The 24118-nt window shown below is 48.6% G+C and carries 23 protein-coding genes; 16 read left to right on the forward strand and 7 right to left on the reverse strand.

The window, feature by feature from the left end:
- Positions 1–183: 183 nt before the first annotated feature.
- The 4 genes from BZG77_RS01555 (at position 184) to BZG77_RS01565 (ending at position 2711) form a co-directional block, all read left to right on the forward strand.
- Entirely contained in the window at positions 184–1107 is a 924-nt protein-coding gene (locus BZG77_RS01555) for an endonuclease/exonuclease/phosphatase family protein (protein WP_158011402.1), read from the forward strand.
- Positions 1108–1227: 120 nt separating this feature from the next.
- Entirely contained in the window at positions 1228–1371 is a 144-nt protein-coding gene (locus BZG77_RS14805; protein ID WP_021023866.1) for a hypothetical protein, read from the forward strand.
- Positions 1372–1466: 95 nt separating this feature from the next.
- Positions 1467–1784 carry a hypothetical protein gene (locus BZG77_RS01560; protein ID WP_077645928.1) on the forward strand — a complete coding sequence of 106 codons (318 nt, stop codon included), beginning with the start codon at positions 1467–1469 and terminating at the stop codon, positions 1782–1784.
- A 132-nt stretch (positions 1785–1916) separates the two neighbouring features.
- A complete protein-coding gene (locus BZG77_RS01565; RefSeq protein ID WP_077645950.1) occupies positions 1917–2711 on the forward strand; it encodes a DUF2797 domain-containing protein in 795 nt (264 codons plus the stop codon).
- A gap of 63 nt (positions 2712–2774) precedes the next feature.
- On the opposite strand, the gene BZG77_RS01570 is transcribed toward BZG77_RS01565, so the two are convergent.
- Together BZG77_RS01570 and BZG77_RS01575 are read right to left on the reverse strand one after the other, a co-directional pair.
- Positions 2775–3206, reverse strand: coding sequence for a hotdog fold thioesterase (locus tag BZG77_RS01570; RefSeq protein ID WP_077645951.1), 432 nt, complete (start codon positions 3204–3206; stop codon positions 2775–2777).
- 141 nt (positions 3207–3347) lie between these two features.
- A complete protein-coding gene (locus BZG77_RS01575) occupies positions 3348–4562 on the reverse strand; it encodes an RNA-guided endonuclease InsQ/TnpB family protein (protein ID WP_077645929.1) in 1215 nt (404 codons plus the stop codon).
- Between the two features lie 38 nt (positions 4563–4600).
- Between BZG77_RS01575 and tnpA the strand changes: the two genes are divergently transcribed.
- From tnpA to BZG77_RS01595, 3 genes are all read left to right on the forward strand, one after another.
- Entirely contained in the window at positions 4601–4999 is a 399-nt protein-coding gene (gene tnpA, locus BZG77_RS15195) for an IS200/IS605 family transposase (RefSeq protein WP_077645952.1), read from the forward strand.
- Positions 5000–5197: 198 nt separating this feature from the next.
- Positions 5198–5998, forward strand: a complete 801-nt coding sequence (locus tag BZG77_RS01590) for a M48 family metallopeptidase (RefSeq protein ID WP_077645931.1) — start codon at positions 5198–5200, stop codon at positions 5996–5998.
- A gap of 158 nt (positions 5999–6156) precedes the next feature.
- Positions 6157–7680, forward strand: a complete 1524-nt coding sequence (locus tag BZG77_RS01595) for a sensor domain-containing diguanylate cyclase (protein WP_077645932.1) — start codon at positions 6157–6159, stop codon at positions 7678–7680.
- 98 nt (positions 7681–7778) lie between these two features.
- Here BZG77_RS01595 and BZG77_RS01600 read toward each other — a convergent pair whose 3' ends face one another.
- From BZG77_RS01600 to BZG77_RS01610, 3 genes are all read right to left on the reverse strand, one after another.
- Positions 7779–8228: a PAS domain-containing protein gene (locus tag BZG77_RS01600; RefSeq protein ID WP_021023812.1), complete on the reverse strand. Its 450-nt coding sequence runs from the start codon at positions 8226–8228 to the stop codon at positions 7779–7781.
- A gap of 4 nt (positions 8229–8232) precedes the next feature.
- Positions 8233–9234: a response regulator gene (locus tag BZG77_RS01605; protein WP_108743919.1), complete on the reverse strand. Its 1002-nt coding sequence runs from the start codon at positions 9232–9234 to the stop codon at positions 8233–8235.
- 119 nt (positions 9235–9353) lie between these two features.
- The gene (locus tag BZG77_RS01610; RefSeq protein WP_077645933.1) at positions 9354–10940 is read right to left on the reverse strand and encodes a hypothetical protein; all 1587 of its coding nucleotides are present in this window, start codon (positions 10938–10940) and stop codon (positions 9354–9356) included.
- 287 nt (positions 10941–11227) lie between these two features.
- On the opposite strand from BZG77_RS01610, the gene BZG77_RS01615 reads away from it, so the two are divergent.
- The gene (locus BZG77_RS01615; RefSeq protein WP_077645934.1) at positions 11228–12376 is read left to right on the forward strand and encodes a fatty acid desaturase; all 1149 of its coding nucleotides are present in this window, start codon (positions 11228–11230) and stop codon (positions 12374–12376) included.
- An 80-nt stretch (positions 12377–12456) separates the two neighbouring features.
- On the opposite strand, the gene BZG77_RS01620 is transcribed toward BZG77_RS01615, so the two are convergent.
- Entirely contained in the window at positions 12457–13434 is a 978-nt protein-coding gene (locus tag BZG77_RS01620; protein ID WP_077645954.1) for a CobW family GTP-binding protein, read from the reverse strand.
- Between the two features lie 214 nt (positions 13435–13648).
- Here BZG77_RS01620 and BZG77_RS01625 point away from each other — a divergent pair, with 214 nt between their 5' ends.
- Together BZG77_RS01625 and BZG77_RS01630 are read left to right on the forward strand one after the other, a co-directional pair.
- Positions 13649–15037, forward strand: a complete 1389-nt coding sequence (locus BZG77_RS01625; protein ID WP_077645935.1) for a TldD/PmbA family protein — start codon at positions 13649–13651, stop codon at positions 15035–15037.
- Complete coding sequence (locus BZG77_RS01630) at positions 15034–16386, forward strand: TldD/PmbA family protein (protein ID WP_077645936.1); 1353 nt, start codon at positions 15034–15036, stop codon at positions 16384–16386. Before BZG77_RS01625 ends, BZG77_RS01630 begins: the two co-directional genes overlap by 4 nt.
- 97 nt (positions 16387–16483) lie before the next feature.
- Here the strand turns inward: BZG77_RS01630 and BZG77_RS01635 are convergent, their stop codons facing one another.
- On the reverse strand, positions 16484–17440 hold the full coding sequence (locus BZG77_RS01635; protein ID WP_077645937.1) for an alpha/beta hydrolase: 957 nt from the start codon (positions 17438–17440) through the stop codon (positions 16484–16486).
- Positions 17441–17810: 370 nt separating this feature from the next.
- On the opposite strand from BZG77_RS01635, the gene BZG77_RS01640 reads away from it, so the two are divergent.
- From BZG77_RS01640 to BZG77_RS01665, 6 genes are all read left to right on the forward strand, one after another.
- A complete protein-coding gene (locus BZG77_RS01640) occupies positions 17811–19202 on the forward strand; it encodes an L-cystine transporter (protein WP_021023917.1) in 1392 nt (463 codons plus the stop codon).
- 171 nt (positions 19203–19373) lie between these two features.
- On the forward strand, positions 19374–19937 hold the full coding sequence (locus BZG77_RS01645; RefSeq protein WP_077645938.1) for a PhnA domain-containing protein: 564 nt from the start codon (positions 19374–19376) through the stop codon (positions 19935–19937).
- Positions 19938–20008: 71 nt separating this feature from the next.
- Complete coding sequence (locus BZG77_RS01650) at positions 20009–21679, forward strand: LytS/YhcK type 5TM receptor domain-containing protein (protein WP_077645939.1); 1671 nt, start codon at positions 20009–20011, stop codon at positions 21677–21679.
- The gene (locus BZG77_RS01655) at positions 21643–22356 is read left to right on the forward strand and encodes a LytR/AlgR family response regulator transcription factor (RefSeq protein WP_077460790.1); all 714 of its coding nucleotides are present in this window, start codon (positions 21643–21645) and stop codon (positions 22354–22356) included. The genes BZG77_RS01650 and BZG77_RS01655 overlap by 37 nt, the downstream gene beginning before the upstream one ends.
- 131 nt (positions 22357–22487) lie before the next feature.
- A complete protein-coding gene (locus tag BZG77_RS01660; RefSeq protein ID WP_077645940.1) occupies positions 22488–23714 on the forward strand; it encodes an OFA family MFS transporter in 1227 nt (408 codons plus the stop codon).
- Positions 23715–23994: 280 nt separating this feature from the next.
- Positions 23995–24118, forward strand: a 124-nt coding sequence (locus BZG77_RS01665) for a transposase (protein WP_131825275.1), incomplete at its 3' end; no start/stop codon positions are given.

Here is a 24118-nt window from a genome sequence, read left to right on the forward strand (position 1 = left end):
ACTTTCGAATAACCAAAGTCGGCCGTTTAAACGCCTATCTGTTCTCCAATTTGCTGATCTGTATTGTTGCAATTGTTAGCGAAAATCGAACCTTGTCCGCAATTTGATCGCGAACTCACCTACACGTTGAATATTTGCAGTAGGATCACGGTGAAAAGCAAATTATTAAGGTAAGGGACAATCGTGCTTCGACGCGTCGGACTGTGGGTGCTGCTAGGGCTATATGTTGCCCCAAGCTATGCACTCACGGTAGCAACATGGAATTTTGAATGGCTAACCTTAAAGACCGATCAACGGGCTGGTATTCGCCATGAAGAGGATTACCTACAACTCGCGGCTATATTAGCGCAGATCTCTCCAGACGTGTTGGCATTTCAGGAGGTCGATAGCCCTGAGGCGCTGGCCCGTGTGGTACCAAAAGAAAAATATAACTATTACTTTTCCGACCGTTACGCAGCACTCAAATCCTCTTCTCACAGTCAGCAGCTGACTGGCATCGCCGTGCGCAAAGATTGGCAGGTGGACGATCGGAAAGATTTTCGAGAGATTGCCTTACCCGGACTGTTTGGCCCCCCTTCTTTGCGTTATGGCGCCTATGTGGTGGTCACGCCTCCTGGCCATGCACCTATTCACTTGTTATCCGTTCATCTCAAGTCGGGATGTTTTCACCAACGCCAAGGCACAAGCAGCTGTAAAAAACTGAGTCAACAATTCAGAGCGCTCGCGGAATGGCTCGCGGATCGTGATGATAAAAACGTTATCATTGCCGGCGACTTTAATCGCTATATCGGGGAAAATAATGATCCATTTTGGCATACATTTAACGCTCATCGCCTTGAAATCGAGGCCAATCCCCCCAACATTGTCAACGTCACCAAAAACGTGCGAGCACGCTGTAAAGCACGGCGTTACAACTGGCGTACTCAAACCTGGAACCAGGTGATGTACAGCCGCTTAGTGGATCATGTTTTGGTCTCTGAGCCTATTGCCAAACAGTGGCAGTACAGTTTTCAGTATCAGTTTGACTACCACAAGGTAATGACATACCGGCTCAGCGACCACTGCCCGATTGTGGCGCGCTTCGGCATTGAGTCGGCGTCGAAATAGATTGACCCAATCGCAAAAGGTTGAGAAGGTCGTAATGCCGCTAGGAATGTCATGGTATTGACACAGTGAGCCGTTAGCCTTGCTATATGTGATGGGTTAACGATCACTCAAGGAGAAAGAATGAACAGTTTACAGCATCAGGTTATCCCAACAGATGATGACCTGTTAGCCGATTATCTTGATGATACATCGGCGTATCATCGCCCCAACATAGCGGGCAACAATGATGTCTTTAGTGATGATATTGAAGACGCCACACGCTAATCTGATTGCCTCAGCGTTATTTTAACCTCACGCTGACAACGCGTCATCCTACCCTTGTTACGTTGTCAGCAAATCCACCGACTTATCGATATATTATGAAAAAAGCTCTCTCTGCGGTGCTGTTATGCGCCTCCTTTTTGTCTTTTCAAGTCCTTGCGGCCCCCGAACTGATAGCCAAATCAACGCTTGATTTTGGTGACTTCGAAAAAACAGCGAATGTCGAGATCGAAGGCAATATCCAAGACGATGTGCTTCGTCTTGTTGAGCGTGGTGTAAAAGAAGAAAATGCTGACTACTTTGTGATTGACCAAGTCAGTGAAGATACGCATAAAGATGTATTAATCGTATCAGTGACCCTTTACCGTGAGTTCACGACCGACAATCAAAAGAGTCTTGAAGATCGGCTCGGGTAAGCATGAAATGATAAGAGAGGTAGGTACGAGTGCGTCCCAGCGTCGACCTACCTAACGCTTTAGGCTTTCCTTTGTTACACTTCTGCACTTTATAACGATAAGAGCAATGTTGTGATTGGAACCTTAAATAAAATGCGCACCGAAGCAGGCGCATCCGTGCAGTATTTTCTCCGTGTCGGTGAGCAAGAACTACACCTGAACCCGCTACTGGGCCACACGCTCACCCTGACACACACTGGCAATATCTTTTGTGATGCGTGTGGTCGAAAAACCAAAAAAAGCTATTCACAAGGTCACTGTTATCCCTGCATGAAGAAGCTAGCGCGCTGTGACATGTGTATTATGAAGCCTGAAACCTGTCATTATGCACAAGGGACATGCCGGGAGCCTGAATGGGGCGAGCAGTTTTGCATGACCGACCACATCGTGTATCTCGCCAACACGTCTGGGCTAAAAGTCGGGATCACACGCGCGAACCAAATGCCAACCCGCTGGCATGATCAAGGCGCAACGCAGGCCCTGCCAATCTTCCGTGTGAAAACCCGCCATGTATCTGGCCTGGTTGAGGTGGCAATCGCTAAACACGTTGCCGACAAGACTAACTGGCGTGCGATTCTCAAGGGGGACAACGACGTACTTGATTTACCAACAGAAGCGGAACGCCTCACCCAGGCCATTGCATCCGATCTTGCTGATATCCGTTTACAATTTGGTCAAGACGCCATTGTGCCGGCTGAGCAAGACGCACTGGCATTTAGTTACCCTGTCACTGAACACCCAACCAAGATAAGCTCCCACAACTTTGATAAAAATCCGCACGTAAGCGGTATATTGAAAGGAATAAAGGGCCAATATTTGATTTTCGATACTGGCGTGATCAATGTGCGTAAATTTACCAGCTATGAAGTCACGGCTTCGCACGAGTAACTGACACTTGGGGTTCCCCTATAACCGTGCAAGGCTACCCACAGACTTGCACGGCGTCTGCTTTTATCGGTGTGCTTTATCAGTCAGCACCGCCATCGTAAGACGGCTCACGCATATATCGCGGCCGCGTTCATCTTGGAGGGTAATACTCCAAACTTGCGTGGTTGCTCCAAGATGAATCGGGCGTGCGACCCCCGTCACTGTGCCTTGTCGCATCGCGCGTAAATGATTGGCGTTAATATCGAGGCCGACGCAGTATTTCCCTTCAGGCACACACATATTAGCGGCGAGTGATCCCAAAGTTTCAGCCAACACCACCGACGCACCGCCGTGCAACATGCCCAGCGGTTGATGCGTATGCGCGGCAACCGGCATGGTGCCTGTTAAGCTGTTGTCATCAAACGCCGTATAAATAATCCCTAAATGCTCAACCAAGGTATTCGCCGATGAGGCATTTAGCCCCGCGAGCGACATGTTTTTTTTCCAAATGCTCACCATGTCTCACCTATTATTCATTCAATAACCGCTAACGGTTGCCCTGATGATCAACGTCGACTAGCGCAACACGAAGAAAGCAGCACCATGAACAACTCCCACTAAACGCTGCGCGTTTTGAAGGAGTTTCAAAAAGAAAGCCTAAGCCGCCTTTTTAGGCTGGTTCCCAGCCTGAATACCTAACGCCCAGTTTAAATTAACTTGCGCACTGGCTACATCACGGGGCTTCTCACAGCCACATTCGCATGAGTGCCACCGTTCAGCTAAGGTCTTTTTCTTCTTAGCTCCGCAGTCTGGACAGGTTTGACTTGGCTTAACTTGCTTTGTTGGTACTTCAACAAATTCGCTACCAGCTTCTGCCGCTTTGTATTGCAGCAAATTAAGAGTCATGGCTGGCGCTGTGTTCAGGATTTCCCGATTTAGTCCAGCTTTTTGTTTTACCATTTTCCCGTTTTTCTCGGCTGTGCCTTTGGCACTGCGAGTCATGCTCTTAACGGTAAGTTTTTCAGTGGCGATCAATGCCGCCACTTCAACTAATTTTGCAGTTTCTTTGTGAGTAAAATCGAGCCTTTGACGGGCGATTTTTTGGTGCAGTTTGGCAATTTGATGCTTTAGTTTGCGGTGGGCGCGAGTTCCTTTTTTAGCCAAAGCCAAATCACGTTGCAAAGACGCTAGTTGCTCTTTGCTATTCCTGAGATAGCGCGCATTCTCGACTTGCTCAAAATGACCATCTTGATCGATAGTCGAAAAATAGTGAGAAACACCCCAATCTAAACCAATGGCTTCAGTGCCACATTGTCTTTCAATGGAATCGTATTCCATTGAAACCGAGATAAACCACTCATCATTCTTGCGAATGATCTCGGCAGTTTTTGGCTTACCGCCAGCGTTTCTGGCTTTGCCTCGGATCTTAACGATGCCGACATTAGCCAGATAAACTGCGCCATGTTTTTTCTCTTTTAGGTGAAGTTTCCAACCGTCACCATGTGCCTTATAGCCCCAACCTTTAAAGCGCTGGAACGGTTTAAAACGTGGGAACCCAGCTTTCTTATCACCTTTCTTCAATCGACGAAAAAATCCGTCAAAAGCCAGTGCAACACGCTTTAAAGTGACCTGCTCGCTCTGAGCGTTGGCATTGAAAATGCCATGCGCTTTGCGATTGTTACGCCACAGTGTGTTGATTTTGCATTGCTCTGAAAAGTTAAGTCCGTAATTAGAATCACGGTATGTTTCGATGCGATCACGTAAAGCCCAGTTGTACAACTGGTGATGATGTACAAACAAATCCATCAGCGATTCTTCTTGAGAAGCAGATGGTTTTAATTTGTATGTGACTTTACGGATTGCTTTTTTCATACAACCGATTATATTTAGTTGTTATGAAAAAACAAGCCATGAACACGCTAAATCACAGCGTATATAACATTCACTACCATTTAGTTCTTGTAACTAAATGCCGTCGTCGCTGTATTACGCCAGAGGTTACCGCGTACTTAGAGCTTCAGTATAGAAGGTTGTTGGAAACTTGGGATTGTGAGCTTTTGGAGTGCAACGGTGAACCAGACCACCTACACCTTTTAATTTCTGCGAACCCCAAAATACAACCAAGTAAAATGGTGAACAGTTTAAAAACTGCCACATCAAGACTTGTGAGAAAGGAGTTTTCTGAACACTTGGGTAAGTTTTACTGGAAGCCAGTTTTTTACAGCAGAAGTTATTGTCTGGTTAGTTGCGGAGGTGCGCCATTAGAAATCGTTAAACAATATTTGGAACAGCAGGAAGGGGTTGATTAAAGCCACTACTTCGTGGTGGTGCGCCTTTCACCACCACCTAAATTAACTCGCTTTGGCTCATTAGATTTAGATGGAGCACTAGGCGCTATTGGGTAGACGCCGGGGCGATAAGACAGTACATTACCTGTACTAACTGAGCGCTGTTCACGGCATGCTTCGGTGACGCCCATGTTAGGCAAAACGATACAGGAAACAATCATGCGACGCACGGCCCACACAGTCATTCTGTCTATCTGCTTCATCCTCACACTTACAGCCTGCTCAAATTCCCCCACAGGCCGGAATCAGCTTTTGCTCTTTTCTGGCAATCAAATGGCTGACCTCGGCCAGCGTTCATTTGAGGAAATGAAGCAATCCCAGCCAATCAGTCAGGACAAAGCCGTGAATGCGTACGTACAGTGCGTGACTCAAGCGATTTTAAAAGTGGTTCCGCCTCAATCAAATTTTTCCGAATGGGAGGTGGTGGTGTTCGACAGTGAGCAAGTGAATGCGTTTGCTTTACCAGGCGGTAAAGTAGGCGTCTATACCGGCCTACTCAATGTTGCAGAGACGCCCGATCAATTAGCAGCGGTTATTGGTCATGAAATTGGTCATGTGTTAGCCGATCATAGTAATGAACGTCTTTCTCGCTCTCAACTTGCCGCGCTGGGGCTAACGGTTACCGGTATGTCTCTATCAGATAGCCCTCATGCCGCCATGGCAATGGCAGGTTTAGGACTTGGCGTGCAAGTCGGTATTTTGTTGCCCTATAACCGCGCGCAAGAATCAGAATCGGATAAAATTGGCCTGCAATTAATGCATCAAGCCGGTTTCAATCCGAGTGCCAGTGTCGACCTATGGCGCAATATGGCCAAAGCGTCTGATGGCGCACCACCCGAGCTGCTCTCGACGCATCCGTCTCCCAACACTCGCATAAAAGCACTCGAGTCAGGTGTGTCTCGCTTGCCTAACGTCCCTCATCGTATGACAGCCCAGTGTCAACGCCCGCGTACAAACTAACCATATGCAAACATTGAATTAACAAAGTGAATTCACTCACAAAGGCACTACCTATCGGGGCTGATAATCGATGAAGCACAGTAACCCCTACCCTTGTCACACAAATTATTAACCTTTGTGTTACCCTTATTTGAGGTTTTATTGGGTAGTGATTCTGTGTGATTAAGCAGTCTTTCCTCTTTTTTATTTGCATACTATGGGCGCCGTTTACATTAGCAACGTCACAACCTCATGCAGATTTATTTGACCAGATGTTTGAAAAACATGCACTGGTCATGATGCTAATCGATCCTGATAAAGGCGATATTCTTGCTGCTAACACAGCTGCCAGCGAATTTTATGGATATTCGCGTGATACACTGGCGCAAATGAACATCACAGAGATTAACGACTTATCTCCTCAATCGGTTGCAGAAGAACGAAAGCTGGCAGCATTAGAAAAACGTCGTTATTTTGTGTTTCGTCACCAGTTAGCCGATGGCTCAACCCGGACCGTTAAAGTCTCATCGGTTCCGGTTTCTTATCGCGGCAGTCCAGTGCTTTTTTCTATCGTCACCGACATCAGTGAATTTCGCGCCACACAAGAATCCTTGTGGCATTACCAAAATCGTCTAGAGCACATGGTTGATGAACAAACTCAACAGCTTGAAAAACGCACAGACCAACAACTGATTGCGACTTCACTGGTTATTATCTTTCTCGGTGTGATACTGACCACAATGTGGCTGGTGTTACGCAAAAAACGCCGTACCGAATATGAGTTACAACTTGAGCGTGGTCGTCTCGATGAAATTATCCGTGGTACACATGTAGGCACATGGGAGTGGCACGTCCCTAGTGAGCGGTTAGTAGTGAATGATCGCTGGGCCGAAATCATCGGATACAGCCAAAAAGCGCTTTCTCCGACCACGATAGCAACGTGGAAGTCACTCTGTCACAGCGAAGACTATGTTCATGTTCAAGAGAAAATTCATTCAGCCTTTGATGGCTTAACACCAGATTATGAATGTGAGTTCAGAATGCTGCATAAAGAGGGATACTGGGTCTGGGTATTATCGAAAGGCAAGGTCATGGAGTGGGATCGGAGCCATAATCCAGTCCGCATGGTTGGTACACACCAAGATATTAACGAAACCAAGCGTTTGTACCTGCAGTTTGAACACATGGCCCATACAGATACCTTAACAGGTGCCCTCAATCGAATGGCATTCAAACAGCGCGCCGACCAAGCACTGGTCCAAGCTCGGCAGCAAGGTACGCACTTTTCTTTACTTTTTATTGATTTAGACGGCTTTAAAGCAATTAACGATACCCACGGCCATGACGTAGGTGACAGCGTACTCGTGGAAACCACAAAACGCATGAGTAATAGTATTCGCAATTCTGATACACTTGCTCGCCTTGGTGGCGATGAATTTGCCGTATTGCTCGAGTACACCAGCCATCCAGATGACGCGGGGCGCGTGGCTGAAAAGATCATTGCCAGTTTAAGCCAGCCCTTTCATGTCAATAACAATCAAGAAGTCACACTCTCAGCGAGCATAGGTATTGCCTGTTACCCTCAACATGGTGAATCGTTTGAGTCATTATTAAGTTGCTCGGACGCCGCCATGTATTATGCGAAAAGGACATTAAACGGCGGCATTTTTGCGTACTGCGATCCCAAACGAGACACGATTTGACGTTAAAAGCTCGCTCCATCTCAAAAACACAAATAAGGCTTATCTAAAAAATCGAGTCGCAACCAGTAATTTCGCTATGATGACGCGCAGTACTTACTCTATGATGACGCTATAGCTTTAGGGCTTTGACTTGCTAATGCCTCATTGGTCACATCTTGAATCGAAATAAACATATGATTCACTTCACCACGCGTATTGGCCATCGGATGCATGGTGATATTTTGGTACATAAACGGTAACTGTCCGGTAATCGGGCGCACATGACGGCAGCGAAACAAATAAGGTCGCTGTTGCCAAACAATAAAACTGCGACATCGTAATTCGAAAACCGGCTGAGACTTGGCGCGAAACCAGGACGCATTGATCTCGGGAAACACGTCGAACAGCGAACGACCTTGTACATCTTTCGCATGTTTGCCGCTATGGTGGATCATAAATCCGTTCCACATTTGGATGTGAAAATCGCGATCGAGTACGATTAATCCCATATCGATATGCTGCACCATATCTAGCATCCAATGGAATTGATCAAAATCTTGTGTGCTCATTCCATTACTCCTCATCCATCAGGTACGCTAACTTGGCATCCAGTAGCGGTAGTGATTCATCCAACAACAGCAATAGAAGATCGCATTTTATTTGAGTACCATCAATCTGATAACTGATCTCGATGGTCACTGTTCGCTTCCATGATCCCTTCATCGCCGAGATTAATTGGCCAGCGTCAGCGTGTTGTCCAAGTAAGGCCGGATAGCTTTGCGAAAACTCTAACGCCGCCTGATCGCCCAGTCCGCGGAGAAAAGCGCTGATTAAAATGTTGCTCACATCCACAAGGAGCTCTAATTCATTATCCACCGAACCGTCGTCTGGGTAGTCGAGCAGTTGGATCATTTCCGTAATACTCGAGTCACTGATCAACATCAGCGCTTCACCAGCGATCCCTTCACCACTAAAGCCTTGGCACACCCCATTCATGGTGTTGGACTGGGCCAGATGGCGAATCGTCATGGTTAATTCAGTCACCTCAAACACATTCACTTGCGGCAAAGGCATATGGACAAACACACCGCAGTGCCGGGCGAGTTTATCCGCCGCCTGGCCCATGGCAATGTTCACGACTTCCATATAAATATCACGACGGCTCAGTTTTTCGTGCGACGTTTGCGCACGCTGAGTATCTAAAGTGGATGTATTAGGCAAATAGGCTTTGATTAACGCATCGACCCGCTCGCGACTAATCGGCTTTTTAACAAAGTCTTTCGCGCCTCGCTCCAACACTTGCTGCTGTGCTAATGGCTGAATATCACCCGACACCACCACAACCGGAGTGGTCATGCCCGCTTTTTGCATAGCCTCTAACGTTTGATAACCGTCTAATTCTGGCATGGTCAAGTCTAGAAACATGATGTCGATCGGCTGACTGTTGAGCACCTCGAGTGCCACTTTACCGTTTTCAGCAAAGTGCACGTCAGCATCGAGGTCTTGAGGCAAGGTTCGAGATAGCTGTTTGCGCGCCAGGGCAGAATCATCGGTGATCAATATTTGTTTGGTCAAAAGCCTCTCCTTTTCGACTTCTTAGCTGAGACTATGGCAGCGTGATCACTGTAAGCATAAACCAAGTTCGCCAGGTATGAGGTCGAACCCGTAAAAATCACTGAGATTATTTGAGATCGCTAAGGATTCACGTTTGATTGCGTGACATCGTGTTCGCACAGATAGCTCAGCCGGTCGGGGCGAGTCATCAGCATCGGGGCATGCACGTAGAAATGACGTAAACAGGTTAAACACAGCTGGACGCATTGATAGACTTTTTCACGGATGGTCTCAGGATCATCATCAAACTCCCCAGTTAACAAGGCACGCCAATCCTCGGCAAGCTGATCAATCATAGCAAGGTCCGTCTCTTGCTCGACAATATGCGTCAGCGCCGCTTTTATCGGGACAATGTCTTCACTGGCAGCAAATATATTGCGTAACGCAATAATCACATCCATCAAGGCATCTTGTGTGACCGGTTTTTTTGCTGCCGCATAGAGGCGAGACATGGCCAATCGAATCCCGCTGGAATCGGTATCATCCACCAGCATGCTCCAACGCTCAATATCCACTAAGTCTTCATCACCAATTGCCACAGGATCGCTGGTTTCCGCTACGGTGCTAAAATCTTGTCGTCGGTTGTCCAATGAAAAGGGATCAATACGCCACACCCACTCTGGCGCGACAAATGCCTTATGTTGGCCAAGATAACAAAGCGCCATGCATAAAATAATATTCAGCTCGGTAGTTTGCTGCTCGCCCTCGGCATCCAGAACCTCCTCGGGCCAATCATCGTCTTCAAGAAAGTCGCCAAAGTTGATCGCAAATGCGTAGCCAGACTCTAACATAAAGCCATTATTCCGGCGCTTCGCCATCAGCCCCGCCGCTTGTAAGACATATTCAGCAATACCCGGGGTGTAGCGCCGTACACTGCCCCATTTGGTATCGAGTTCGGCCAAATTCGTGAGCGCCGCATTACGAAATCCTACAAACATGGGAATATGCGCGACCTCACCATCGGCAAGGCTGCGTGCCATGTCTAACATCTCTTGGACGGTCGTCACGAAACGGTCAGCACTGACCACGCCACGTATTCGCATTAAGTCATAACTATTGACCAAAATGGAGACAGGGAGACTGGCTAAACTCACCATGCCGCGATGCCCGGTGGCGTCTTTATAGTCACCACACGTTTGTTGTGGCTCTTTGCCAGTGGTGGTGAATAATCTTGATAAGGCAGGATCGGCCGCCATCCGCTTTTGCACCAACTTACTGATAGGGAATTGCTCAATAGCTGCAGTCAGGTAACCTGCTCCCCGATAAAAAAGGTGCGGGCGTTGTCCCGCCTTAATCAGAAACAAGGGATACAACTCACCGGCCAGTTGGCAAAATGCACTGGTCAAGGGGTCGGCGGTGGTGATCCGCGTCGCAAGCTCTCCCCCTTGTTGTGCTCGCCACACATTAAAGACATGACGACCATTTTGCATCACATGGGGGAGGCGATAAAAAAAAGACTGTTCACTTTCTCCCTGGTCAACCGCGGATACCCGTAGCTGACGGCACAGCTCGATATACTGATTCAGCGTGTCTCGCTGGATCCGGCTTAGTCCGAGTTTCTGCATTAAAATCAAGCGGCCTTCGGCCTCTGTGACATTCAAGATGTAACTCACCACACGGTGGCCCATCGCCTTCACAAAGTGCGGTATGGCCGGGTAGGACATCATACTTCCTAACCTTTCGTGAATAAGGAACACGTATACATATCGGCACACATCCTCAAAGCTATAAAAATCAAAAAAGCGTCAAACCAACAACGCCAACGAGCGAATAGGCCATGGCATCCTCCCTACGCTTTCCCATGTTTACCTAAGTATAGCCATTTCAAACATTAATCTTTCGATGACAAACCCAGAAACAATTTTACGCACAAAGGAGATGACGAGGCCTTGACCAATTGATGACCCCCATCTATTCTAGCGTACAAGTGTACGCTTAAATAACAATGAGAGTTATGGAAACTAAAACGACAACCTCACCGCCGCAAAAACCACGTTTGATTTGGCTAAATATCAGCGTATTTACGCTCACGTTTTTCATCGCGGTCATTGGCACCCCGCTTTGGGCTTGGCACCATGGTTTCGATTGGATGCAGATCACCGCACTGATTGTCGCCTTTAGTTTTTGTGGGCTGTCGATAACGGCAGGCTATCACCGCTTATGGGCCCACAAAACTTATCAAGCCCATCCGGTCTTGCGGTTTATTTTTGCCATTGGGGGCGCGTTTGCACTCCAAAACAGTGCCCTTCATTGGTCATCCGATCACCGTATTCACCATCGTCACGTAGATGACAATGATGTCGACCCTTACTCGGCGAAACGCGGCTTTTGGTTCTCGCACCTAGGCTGGATGTTACGTGAATATCATCCCGACCGTTATGGTGATTACAGCAATTGTCGTGACTTGCAAAAAGACAAGATCGTGATGTGGCAGCACAAGCACTACTTGGCCCTGACACTGGCAACTAACTTTGGTTTTCCTATCGCGTTTGGCGTGATTCACGGCGATGTGTGGGGGGCCATTTTACTGGTCGGCTTCACACGATTAGTGCTCAGCCACCATACAACGTTTTTCATTAACTCCTTGGCCCACGTATGGGGAAGTCAACCGTACACCGAGAAGAATACAGCCCGCGATAATGGTGTTTTAGCCTTTATGACCTTTGGTGAGGGGTACCATAATTTCCATCACATCTTTGAGAATGATTACCGCAACGGCATTCGCTGGTGGCAATTTGATCCAACGAAGTGGTTAATTAAAACGGCCTCTTGGCTTGGGTTGGCTGAAAAGCTGCGTGTCACGCCGGAAGAAAAGATAGAAAAAGCACGGGCGACAATGCAGCTTCAGCGTGCAACGCAAAAGCTAAGCAATAAGCCCAATGCCGCACATCGCTTGCAAATTCTACAACAAGAATACGATACCTTGGTGGCGAAGATGGCTGATTACTACACGCTCAAAAAACAATTACTGGCACTTGAACGCGATAAATTCCGCGAAAAAGTAGAAAAGGCCGAGTTAAGTCAGCAATATCAAGATTTGAAACTGCGTTTTCATCAACAAAAACGCAGCTGGCAAGTACTCACAGCGAAATACGCCCGCTAACCCAACGCCATCGTCAACGTCGATAAAAACCGGTCAGTGATACTGACCGGTTTTATTGTCATTTTCTATAACGGCGTGATTTATTCGGCCGGCGGCTCGAGAAACGAAAGCAAGATAGTTTCTAACTCATCCCACGGTAAGGGTTGGATATCAATCACCTCAATCCGTGACTCTGCCGTTTCAATCGACATGGGTGTGACGGTGACAACCTGATTGGCAACGTTAAACGCAAAAAATCCCTCTTCGGTGTTTACCACCGCCTTGATTCGCTGAGCATTGAGATTGCTAAATAACCCATACAAGGCATCAAAGGGAAAACAACAGTGCGCGGCAAATAACCAACCACAACTGACATAGCCCTGCCCCTGATTTTCTTTGCGGGTAAAAATGTCATCTGGACCCAACGCAAGCGTGGTCATCGGCTCAGCATTGCTGTCATGATGGTGATAATGCGCTTTGCGATCTTGCCGAGGTAGCGAAAGCCATGCCGTCTCGAGCGCGCCGTGTTCAACGCCAGTCACCAAGCTTTTCTTGCCATCAAACGCCGCGACATAATCATAAAACGTTGCGATTTGCCTTTCAGTACACTGATCGAGCTTGTTGGCGACCACCACATCCGCTAACGCGATTTGATCGTGAAAATTCTGATTTTCACGATAACGCACATCGTCAATGCAACGCGGGTCCACCAAGGTCATCATCGCGCGTAGCGACAAATGGGTATCGAAAGGCGGCTGGGTAAGCTTACCGATAATATCCTTAGGATGACCCAGCCCTGTCGGCTCAATTAAAATTCGATCCGGCTTTTGCGCTAATAGCGTATTCAAGCCTACCGTCATAGGCAACCCAGCGACACAGCACATGCATCCCCCCGGCACCTCCTTCACCAGCGCACCTTGCTCAGAGAGGATCGCACCATCGACACCCACTTCACCAAACTCATTGACCAATATCGCCCAGCGCTCTTGCTCAGGTTTATTCGCCAGCAAATGACGAATGGCAGTCGTTTTGCCCACTCCAAGAAAGCCAGTGATGATGTTGGCTGCTACGTGACTCATTACTTTATCCTGCTCGTTATCTGCATCGACGTAGTGTAACGGATCGCGAAAAAGTCGTCGCCCATTGGTAATCATGCACTGAAAAGCCCCATTTCCCATCCAATCAATTACACAGAAAGTGATGAAATATCATGCACTCACTGAACGTGGTGATCATTGCTGATAAAAGCTTGGTAGAATAAAAGATTCGCTAACACACTTCTTAGGAGGAAGTATGCTGAATCCATCAACGGCAAAATCGGTGATTGATCACGCCATGTTTATGGGCGCAGATTTCGCCGAGCTCTTTGTCGAGCACCACCACTCGGGCAACGTCGAGTTATTGTCTGGTGAGGTGGATAAAGTCAGTTCAGGGATTGATTTTGGAATTGGTATCCGTTTGTTTTTCGGTCATAAGGTCCTTTATGGCTATACCAATAGTCGCGATGAAGAACAGCTTAAAAAAGTGACCAGTTTACTTTGCGCGCGTGATAAGCGTGACCAAATTGCCGCTGCTGGCCCCCTTAATTTGTCGCATTTAAATGACAAACATCCTGTGTCTGAACCTCTATCTCGTGACCAGCATGTGGCAGATAAAGTCGATTTTTTACGCCACGTAGACCAACGTATACGCGCCGAAAGTGAAAAAATCACACAAATTATTGGTCGCGTCGGCCAACGTGAACAACAGATTGAGATCTTTAACTCTCGCGGGTTGCACGTTAGCGATACACGTCATTACACTCGGATTGCTGCAACCGCGGTGGCCACCGATGGAAAAGAGCAATCGACCGGCTTTGATGCCCCTGGCGCACTCACTGGCTGGGAATTTCATCACGATATTGATCCCGTGGCGATGGGCGAACGCGTTGCACGTCAAGCATTAACCAAACTCGGCGCCCAAACCTGTCCTTCTGGTGAAATGCCCGTGGTCATTGGAAATGGATTCGGTGGGGTCATTTTCCACGAAGCCTGTGGCCATTTACTAGAAACCACCTCGGTAGCCAAACAAGCCTCGGTGTTTCATGATCAAATGGGTGAGATGATTGCTAGCCCAGTGGTTAGCGCCGTCGATGATGGCACCTTAGCCAACGCATGGGGCTCAATTAACATCGATGATGAAGGTATGGAGACTCAGCATACCCAGCTTATCAAAGACGGTAAGCTCACCTCGTTTATGGTCGATCATATGGGCAGCCTGAAAACCGGTTATGCACGCACCGGCTCAGGCCGTCGTGAGTCTTACAAGTTCGCGCCGACCTCGCGGATGCGGAACACCTTTATTGAGCCGGGTAATGATGATCTTGAGAAGATGATTGGCTCCATGGAGCGCGGCATTTATGCTAAAAAAATGGGTGGTGGTTCAGTACAGCCCGGCACCGGCGAGTTTAACTTCGCGGTGCAAGAAGCCTATTTGGTAGAAGATGGCCAAATCACCGCACCACTCAAGTCTGCAACGTTAATCAGCACCGGTCCGAAAGTACTTAAAGAAATTAGCATGGTTGGTAAGGATCTCGCCCTCGCCGCGGGTATGTGTGGCTCTGTGAGTGGTGCCGTACCGACGACTGTGGGTCAGCCCGCACTTAAAGTCGACAACATCCTAGTAGGAGGCGGTAACGCATGAGTGAGCAAAACGTGAAAGCAACCCTAAGCGATGCCGTCGATCAGGTATTAACACTCGTTCAGGCAAAAGGGGCCCACGCAGACGTCATTGCCAACGCCAGTGAAAGTTTGTCATTGAAGGCGGATCAAGGCGATCTGTCCGAGCACAAAGTCACCGCGGGCCAAGTGATCGGCGTACGTGTGATCAAAGGTGACCAAGTTGCCACCAGTTATTCCGAATCGCTAGATAGCGACAGCCTTGCCAGCATGGTCAACGCCGCGCTAACGAATGCGAGCTTTACCAAAGCCGACCCTGACCAGAAAATTCGCGCCGAAGGGCAGCAGATCGATAGCCAAGATCCCACTTTGTTTCAAGCGGATAATACGCCGATTGAAGATAAGATTGCATTGGCACTCGCGATGGAGCAAGACGTGGTCAATCAACCACGGGCAACGGGGGCGCCCTACAATGGCTACGGTGAGCAAACCCAGTATCAGCTGCTGGCTAATACCCTGGGCACACGCTGCTATCATCGCGAACGGAGTTTTAGCTGCTACACGGCAGCACTGCTCAATCACGACGGCAAGCAATCGATGCATTTGGGGGCGTCAGTGTCACGCCGCTTTGCCGATCTCGACCAAGCATTTGCAACCCGCTTGGCCTATGACACGGCTGATGCATTGTTAGAGGGTGGGCCGGTCAAAACCGGTCAATATGCGGTAGTGTTTGAACATAATTGTTTAAGCGAATTGCTGGGCGCATTTGGCAGTTGTTTTTCGGGGGATGCGGCCAAACGGGGTACCAATCCATGGCGCGAAAAAATCGGAAAACCGATTGCCGATCCAGCCCTGACCATTACCGATATCGCACGTATCGATGACGGGATGCGCAGCAAAGCCTTTGACAGCGAGGGCTTTGCTACAACCGACACGCCGCTAATTGAAAATGGCATATTGGTTGGGTTGTTACATAATAGCGCCACTGCCCATCATTTTGGCGTGCGTCACACTGCCAACGCCGGCCGCAGCCCGAAAGGCGGCTTAGATGTCACTTCACGTCACGACCTCATTGGCGCCGGCAAACAAAGTGGTGCCGAAGTGCATGGAGGCGAGTATCTCGAACTGGTTTCGCTGCAAGGGGTGCATTCTGGCGCGAATGCTATCAGTGGCGACTTCTCGTTTGGCGCCAGTGGCTTCTTGTGCCGTGACGGTAAGCGTGTTCGCCCCGTGCGTGGCATCACAGTGGCAGGTAATTTCTATACCATGCTCAATGAGATTGATGCGATTGGCAACACAGTCACGCCTAATTACGATGGCGCCTTCTTCGCCCCTCGGATACGGTTTGCCCGTTTGTCGATAGCTGGCGAGTAGATAGCTGGCGAGTAATACGTTTTTTTATAAGCCACATACTATAGACCCATATGGCACCGCAGACGTCGGTGCCTTTTTTAGATTATTTGCCGGTGGCTTACACATCTATGACTGACGCGCTGGTTTCAGTTGTCTGCCGGTTTTTTTTCCGCGCTGCGATATCGCTACTTGACGTTGCGCTCTCAACACTGTGTACCGCTGGATCCGTCTTAGCCGCAAGATCAGTAAACGCTTGTAAAGTCACGTCGCTTTTTAAAATCCGCCCATGCCCTAGCCCATCAGTAGACAGCAAGCAGACATGTTGATAGTCGTTTGCCTTTTCAGTCACGCTGAACGAGGCAAAACGATCGTTTCTGTCATGCGCAATGACCACCTGATGACGACGCGCGCCGAGTTTAGTCAAGGGTTCGATGGTTTCGATCGGATAACCATGCTGCTCACCCACTTCTTGTACAATTTCATCAAACAGCTTGAGTGAGTAGCCGGACTGGCGCACCGTTGCATACAGATTCTCACGATAATTCAACACAGGCGCGACCAAGAGTAATGGTAAGTCATCTAATTGCGGGTGTTGGCTCTCGAGGACGGCCGCCGCACCCATACTGTGGGCGACGACACCAGAAACGTTGTCTACTTGATCCAAAACATCGTTGATTGCCTGCACAAACCCTGGAATATGGCTTTCGTGCCCCCCACTTTCACCATGGGCCGGATGATCAAACGCCACAGCGCGAAAACCCAACGAGGCAATATGCGCCATTAAAGGAAAAAATTGGCTCGCCGAGCCGGACCATCCATGTGTCAGTAACCAGGTCGGACCTGCGCCAACGCTGTACATCTGTAGCTCGCCTTGTTGACTCTGCGCAGTAAACCGCTCTAAGCCATTCGGGGCCGCGTTCACCGCTGGACTGCGCGTGGGGGTAAGAAAGAGTTTGCGGGCAATCTTCCTTGCATGACTGGGGGCAAGTCGATGATGACAACGGCTAACCGCGCCTATCAACGTACGTTTTGCACTAAACCGGCCTGGGGTCGAGAAGTAGATTTTTCTGCTCATTGTGAATCCTTCAAATCAATAACACATCACTCCTGGTATGCGTCCAAAAATAAACACGGTGAGGGTGAGTCAACACGCGCGGCCTTACCTTACCGGAACCTTAGGTGTATTCCTAGAACGAACGCTTGTTTTAAAACAGCCGGAATAACTTGTCGTCGCCATTGCGCGATATACCACCGCAAATTGTGCAATAACTGTTCCATATTCTTTTTAGTTTTAATAAGTGCTTTTTTTATCTAGCCGTAATGTGACATATGTCTTCATTATGTGCCCCCGTCGGCATAAGATGCGAACCAATATCGATCCCTTAACGACATCCACGGGATCTAACGCTGAAATTATTATAATTCTCTAGGTGGGAACGCCAACTATGACAGTTATCCTTTTAAATCTGATCGCTTTTGCGCTGTTACTGGCAGTGCTTGTGAAGTTGCACAAGCAACAAAAATCCCTATCAACGCGAGTCTTTACTGGCTTAGGCTTAGGGGTGGCATTCGGTGCTGCGCTGCAAGCGTTATATGGTGCTGACGGCACGGTTACACGCGAAACCATTGACTATATCAATATCGTCGGCTCAGGCTACGTGAGCTTGTTAAAAATGATCATCATGCCGTTGATTACCGTGTCAATTATTGGTGCCATCTTAAAGGTGAAAGACTCGGGTTCACTGGGTAAAGTCTCTAGCTTAAATATTGGGATTTTGCTGGCAACGACCGCAGCATCAGCACTCATTGGCGTGTTCGTCAGCAGTCTATTTGGATTGTCTGCGCAAGATATCGTGCAAGGTGCGCAAGAAATGGCTCGCGGGGCTGCACTTGAAGAACGACTAGGTACCGTTGAAAACCTGTCACTGGCTGATATGGTGATCTCTTTCTTCCCACAAAATCCGTTCGCAGATTTAGCAGGAAGCCGTCCAACGTCTACGATTGCTGTGGTGATTTTCTCTGCGCTTGTAGGAATTGCCGGAGTAACGCTTTCACGCACACAGCCTGAACTGGGTGAGCGCTTTGAACGCTTTATGGATGTTGCTCAGGCACTTGTGCGTACGCTGGTGCGCATGATTATCGGTTTAACGCCATACGGTGTCTTAGCACTCATGACAAAAGTCATTGCCGGATCAAATGTCAGTGAAATCCTGCAACTGGCAAACTTCGTTGTCGCTTCATACGTTGGCCTAGGCGCGATTTTGGTGATGCATTTGATCTTAATCGGCCTAGTAGGAATGAGCCCAGCTCAATACTTGAAAAAGATACTCCCGGTACTAACGTTTGCCTTCACATCGCGCTCTAGTGCCGCAACTATTCCGCTAAACATTGATTCTCAAATGAAGAACTTGGGGAACGATCCGGCCAGTGCCAATTTCTCAGCCTCTTTCGGTGCGACCATGGGGCAAAACGGCTGTGCAGGGCTATACCCTGCCATGTTGGCGGTGATGATTGCACCAACCATTGGCATTAATCCGCTCGATCCTGGGTTTATCGCGACCTTGGTTGCCATCGTAACGGTGAGCTCTTTCGGTATTGCTGGCGTCGGTGGCGGGGCAACGTTTGCCGCGCTGATTGTACTCTCTGCACTGGATATGCCGGTCGCACTTGCGGGTCTGTTAATCTCAATTGAACCGTTAATCGATATGGGCCGCACCGCAATTAACGTTAGCGGCTCAATGACTGCTGGTACGCTCACCTCGCGTTTAACCGGTGGCCAAGATAAGACTATCTTCGAGCACCACGAAGTGGTGAAACAAGACACTGCAAACGCTTAATGCCGCGGTGCCACCGTTTATAAAATGCCACGCATTGGCGTGGCATTTTTGTGTCTATGATCACCCATCAATTCGCTGACTCAACCCCTTATAACTTGTAAGAATTTATGTCAGCGATTACACTCTGCCGCATTGTTAACGCAGGCTCGATCTGCCCTACACGAGACATTTATGAGTATTGAACAAACACTTCAGGCACGCAGCGGCGGCCAATGTGAACTTTGTACCCGCCAAGACAACTTATCTGTATATGACGTCCCGTACTCACCAGATACCACCGCGAACAGCTGCGTATTGGTTTGTGGCACCTGTCATGACCAGCTAAGTAATCCTGACAATATGGATGTGAACCACTGGCGTTGCCTGAGTGACAGCATGTGGAGCCAAGAGCCGGCCGTGCAAGTCGTCGCTTATCGCCAGCTTTCTCGCCTTTCGAGTGAAAGCTGGGCGCAAGATAATCTCGACATGATATATATGGAAGATGATGTGCGTAAATGGGCGGAAACCGGTCAAGATATCGAAGAAGTTAAAGTGCTGGATGCAAATGGTGTGGCGCTGCAAAAAGGCGACGACGTGACCGTGATTAAAGATTTGCCAGTGAAAGGCTCAAGCCAGGTAATCAAACAAGGTACCGTGATCCGTGGCATTAACCTGACCGATGATCCTACCCATGTGCAGGGTAAAGTGAACGGCCAAACGTTGTTTGTGATCGCTGAGTTCTGCCGCCGCAAGTAATTGGCAGCATACAGTCGCCCTTTATTTAAACACGGTTCTTTCTTTTGTTAGCGTATAACGACCAGTTATTGATGCTGTTGGCGGTATTTGAACGTGCCGCCTTATTACTCATGGCCTTATTTTGGCTCACTCGCACCCATCTGATCCAGACCATCGTACAGAAGACCCAGCGCCATCCAATGGAAACAGCGCTCATTGCCGCTTTGTTTGTATTGTTTGCCTTATTCAGTACCTACACGGGAGTGAATGTCGATGGGTCGCTGGTAAATGTACGCATCATCGCCATTATCGCCGGCGGTATTTTGTTTGGTCCTTGGGTTGGCGTGACTGCCGGCGTTGTCTCAGGTGTTCACCGCTATCTTATCGATATTGATGGGCCAACCTCACAAGCCTGTTTGATCGCCAGTATTATTGCTGGGTGCCTGTCGGCACTGATTCATTATCGCGCAGATAAACAACATTATGCACGCTACGGCATTTTGGCGGGTATGCTCTGCGAATCGCTGACCATGCTGCTTATCCTTTTGCTTGCCCGCGATCAAACGCTCGCCCAACACATTGTTGCCACCATTAGCTTCCCGATGATTGCAGGTACCGTCTGTATTGGCCTGATCATCCAACTGGTGCAGTACATCGATGATGAAAAAGAACATTTAGCCGCCCAGCAGGCTAAGCAAGCGTTAGATATTGCCAACCGCACTCTACCGTATTTTCGACGCGGAGAGGCCCGAGGTTTGACCAAAGCGTGCAGTATTATTCGTAAAGACACCGGTGCCGATGCCGTGGCTATTACCGATACCGCCGATGTGTTGGCGTATGTTGGCATCGGTGAGGAGCAATACATTGATGCGCATCACCAAATTAGCCGCCTTACTCAGCAAGCGGTAAGAACCGGTGAACAAATTATCAGCAATGATCTCAATGTGCATGATTTTCGCTCTTTGTTGATCATTCCGCTATGGGAAAATGGCGTGGTCACGGGAACCTTAAAGGTTTTTTATCGTCAGCCCCATCGTATTCGTCGCCCCATGCAGGAAATGGCGATTGGTTTATCACAATTGATTTCGACCCAAATGGAAGTGGCGCGGATACAAAACCTCAAAGAAATGGCGAGTAAGGCCGAATTTTCTGCCTTACAAAGTAAAATTAACCCTCATTTTTTGTTTAACGCCCTCAATGCGATCTCCAGTTTGATCCGCCTGCGTCCGGATGACGCCCGTGGCTTGATTGCCAATTTGGCCGACTTTATGCGTTACAATTTAGAGCGCACGCAGGATCTGATCCCCATTAGTGATGCCATTAAGCAAGTCAAAGACTATGTCGCTATTGAGCAAGCACGTTTTGGTGACAAACTTACGATCCGCTTTGATATTGAAACGACCGACACCAATATTGCGCCCTTGCTGATACAGCCACTGGTTGAAAATGCGATTCGCCATGGTTTTCAACCTTCTCGTCGTCCTTGTGATGTCATCATTGCGGTGCGCGAAATTGCGCAAGGAACGGAGATTAGCATCACAGATACCGGGGTCGGCATCGATCCTAATATTGTCGAGCAACTTTATCATGGCACCATCGACAGTCATCATATTGGCTTGATGAATGTGCATCAGCGTTTAATCATGCTCTATGGACAAGGCTTAACTGTTGAGCCACGCAATCCCGGCACACGTGTATCATTTGTGATTAACCATAAGGAGCCTTCATGCTTCGCGCTGTCATTGTCGAAGACGAATACTTAGCGCAAGAAGAGCTACGTTACTTAGTTGAAAAGCATAGTGATCTCGAGATCATCGAAAGCTTTGATGATGGGCTTGCAGCGCTAAAATACCTGCAGACCCATTCAGTGGACGTGCTGTTTTTAGATATCAATATCCCCTCGATTGATGGCATGTTACTCGCACGGAGTTTACATGCCGATGCGCGCCCGCCCTTTGTGATTTTTACGACCGCTTACAAAGAGCATGCCGCAGATGCTTTTGAGCTTGAAGCGTTCGACTACTTGCTTAAGCCGCTTAACGAAACACGGGTGAAAGGCGTACTCAATAAGCTTGCTCTCGCAGTAGCGCCAACCGATACCATCACCGATCAACGCCATACCTTACATTTGATGCGTGATAATCGGATCCGTATTACTGATACCGCCGACATTCTTTATGCCGCTGCCAACGAAAAGACCACCTTGGTGTATACGCCCGACGGTGAGTTCTATGTGCCTTATACTATCAGTGAGTTGATGGCACAATTGCCCGCTAACTTTTTCCGTTGCCACCGCTCTTATTGCATCAACTTAGATAAAGTTACCGAAATTGCACCCGGCTTAAACAGCACCTACCACGTTTTCCTCCCCGGCATTTCTGATCCTGTGTTGGTCAGTCGCGGTAATCTGAAAGCGTTTCGCGAACGGATGCAATTGTAATTCATGCCCTCTCGCTGCAGTTCATGCCCGCTAACTGCAGCTCATTTTATCTTTTTCACCTACTCTTGATGTGGGGATTCAAGGTCGTATCTTGGGGGTGTTCTCAATAGATAAAATCCTGGAGCGTTACCATGAACGCACGTTTATCCCCCGGCATCAAAACCCTTATCGGCACCGTATTGGCCCAGTTTGCACTTGGCTCTGTGTATACGTGGAGCCTGTTTAATGCCCCCCTTGCAGCCCAGCTTGACGAGCCAGTCAGCCAAGTGGCCTTCACCTTTGGCATTATGACACTGGCATTGGCCCTGGCTTCTTCCGTCTCGGGCCATCTACAAGCACGATTCGGTGTCCGCCGCGTGACCATTGGTGCAGGCATACTGCTTGGCGCCAGTCTCGCGCTAACCTCGGTGGTCAGCCAACTATGGCTACTTTACCTCACCGCTGGCCTTCTGATTGGCTTAGCGGATGGTACTGGCTACCTCATGACGCTTTCCAATTGCGTACGCTTTTTTCCCAAAAACAAAGGGCTTGCCTCAGCCTGTGCTATTGGCGCTTATGGTTTAGGCAGCTTAGGTTTTAAATACATTAATCTGTACTTTTTAGCTGCAGGCGGCGCAGCACTAAGTTTTCAAATGTGGGCGGTTCTGGCCTGTGTGATGGTCGTGATTGGCGGCGCACTGATGCACGATGCACCACAGCAAAAAGCCGCCACAAACGCATCTGAGGCCGATGCGCCTGCTGATTACACCCTTTCTCAATGTTTTAAAACCCCGCAATTTTGGTTACTTGCCACGGTATTTGTCACGATTTGTATGAGTGGGCTTTATGTCATTGGCGTCGCTAAAGATGTGGGTGAACTTTATGTCCACCTTGATGCTGCCACCGCTGCGGAAGCGGTTGCCATTATCGCACTGGCAAATCTAGGCGGCCGTCTGGTGCTGGGTGTGTTGTCTGATCGCATGGCGCGCAGCAAAGTGGTTGGCTTGGCACTCCTCGTCTGCGCGGCAGGCGTGGGTATGCTCCGCTTTATGCCACTGGACCAATACAGCTTCTATTTGTCGGTTGCTTGTGTCGCGTTCAGTTTTGGTGGGGCAATTACCGTATTCCCCACCTTGATGAGCGACTATTTTGGCATGAACCACCTCAGCCAAAACTATGGTTTTATGTACCTGGGCTTTGGTGTCGGTAGCTTTATGGGCTCTGTCATTGCGGCGCTATTTGGCGGTTTTGTTGCCGCGTTCAGTGTGATGCTGATGATGATCGCGCTCTCGCTATGCATTGCCTTTACTATCCAAGCACCGAAGCGTGATAACCAACCGGTCAACCACAGCTGGCAGCTTGAATCGTCAACCCATTAAGCTCTCGCCATCCCGGCACTTTACCTCGCTCTGAACGCTTTCCGTGAATCAGGGCGAGGTATTTATCTCTCAAATCCTTATTCTTATCTCCCCTACTTCCGCACTAACTCACCTAAAATCAAACGAGTCCTGACTACGCCCCATCTCTACGCCCCAAACAACACATAGAAGAAATGTGAACTACGGCTTTATAGTCCCCGCTTCACTTGTAGTGGCATAGTGAATTTGGCCACCTGATTAGAGGTGTTAAGATACGCCTCATAGCATGACAGGTGAAACCATGACCAAACGCACAAGACGTACTTTCAGCGCTGAATTTAAACGTGAAGCCGCTGAGCTTGTTCTCGAACAAAACTACACGATTATCGAAGCAGCTACTGCCATGGGCGTGGGCAAATCCACCA

Origin of the sequence: Salinivibrio sp. IB643 (genome assembly GCF_001996105.1) — a bacterium.
In the GTDB taxonomy this organism is placed as follows: Bacteria; Pseudomonadota; Gammaproteobacteria; order Enterobacterales; family Vibrionaceae; genus Salinivibrio; species Salinivibrio costicola.

Bases quoted from the DNA above. Each gene is read 5' to 3' on its own strand.
- BZG77_RS01655 (WP_077460790.1), top strand. From the start codon at position 21,643: ATGCTTCGCGCTGTCATTGTCGAAGACGAATACTTAGCGCAAGAAGAG.
- BZG77_RS01610 (WP_077645933.1), bottom strand. From the start codon at position 10,940: ATGATGTCCTACCCGGCCATACCGCACTTTGTGAAGGCGATGGGCCAC.
- BZG77_RS14805 (WP_021023866.1), top strand. From the start codon at position 1,228: ATGAACAGTTTACAGCATCAGGTTATCCCAACAGATGATGACCTGTTA.
- BZG77_RS01565 (WP_077645950.1), top strand. From the start codon at position 1,917: ATGCGCACCGAAGCAGGCGCATCCGTGCAGTATTTTCTCCGTGTCGGT.
- tnpA (WP_077645952.1), top strand. From the start codon at position 4,601: ATGAACACGCTAAATCACAGCGTATATAACATTCACTACCATTTAGTT.
- BZG77_RS01615 (WP_077645934.1), top strand. From the start codon at position 11,228: ATGGAAACTAAAACGACAACCTCACCGCCGCAAAAACCACGTTTGATT.
- BZG77_RS01635 (WP_077645937.1), bottom strand. From the start codon at position 17,440: ATGAGCAGAAAAATCTACTTCTCGACCCCAGGCCGGTTTAGTGCAAAA.
- BZG77_RS01575 (WP_077645929.1), bottom strand. From the start codon at position 4,562: ATGAAAAAAGCAATCCGTAAAGTCACATACAAATTAAAACCATCTGCT.
- BZG77_RS01590 (WP_077645931.1), top strand. From the start codon at position 5,198: ATGCGACGCACGGCCCACACAGTCATTCTGTCTATCTGCTTCATCCTC.
- BZG77_RS01560 (WP_077645928.1), top strand. From the start codon at position 1,467: ATGAAAAAAGCTCTCTCTGCGGTGCTGTTATGCGCCTCCTTTTTGTCT.
- BZG77_RS01620 (WP_077645954.1), bottom strand. From the start codon at position 13,434: ATGAGTCACGTAGCAGCCAACATCATCACTGGCTTTCTTGGAGTGGGC.
- BZG77_RS01630 (WP_077645936.1), top strand. From the start codon at position 15,034: ATGAGTGAGCAAAACGTGAAAGCAACCCTAAGCGATGCCGTCGATCAG.
- BZG77_RS01650 (WP_077645939.1), top strand. From the start codon at position 20,009: ATGCTGTTGGCGGTATTTGAACGTGCCGCCTTATTACTCATGGCCTTA.
- BZG77_RS01660 (WP_077645940.1), top strand. From the start codon at position 22,488: ATGAACGCACGTTTATCCCCCGGCATCAAAACCCTTATCGGCACCGTA.
- BZG77_RS01640 (WP_021023917.1), top strand. From the start codon at position 17,811: ATGACAGTTATCCTTTTAAATCTGATCGCTTTTGCGCTGTTACTGGCA.
- BZG77_RS01645 (WP_077645938.1), top strand. From the start codon at position 19,374: ATGAGTATTGAACAAACACTTCAGGCACGCAGCGGCGGCCAATGTGAA.
- BZG77_RS01600 (WP_021023812.1), bottom strand. From the start codon at position 8,228: ATGAGCACACAAGATTTTGATCAATTCCATTGGATGCTAGATATGGTG.
- BZG77_RS01625 (WP_077645935.1), top strand. From the start codon at position 13,649: ATGCTGAATCCATCAACGGCAAAATCGGTGATTGATCACGCCATGTTT.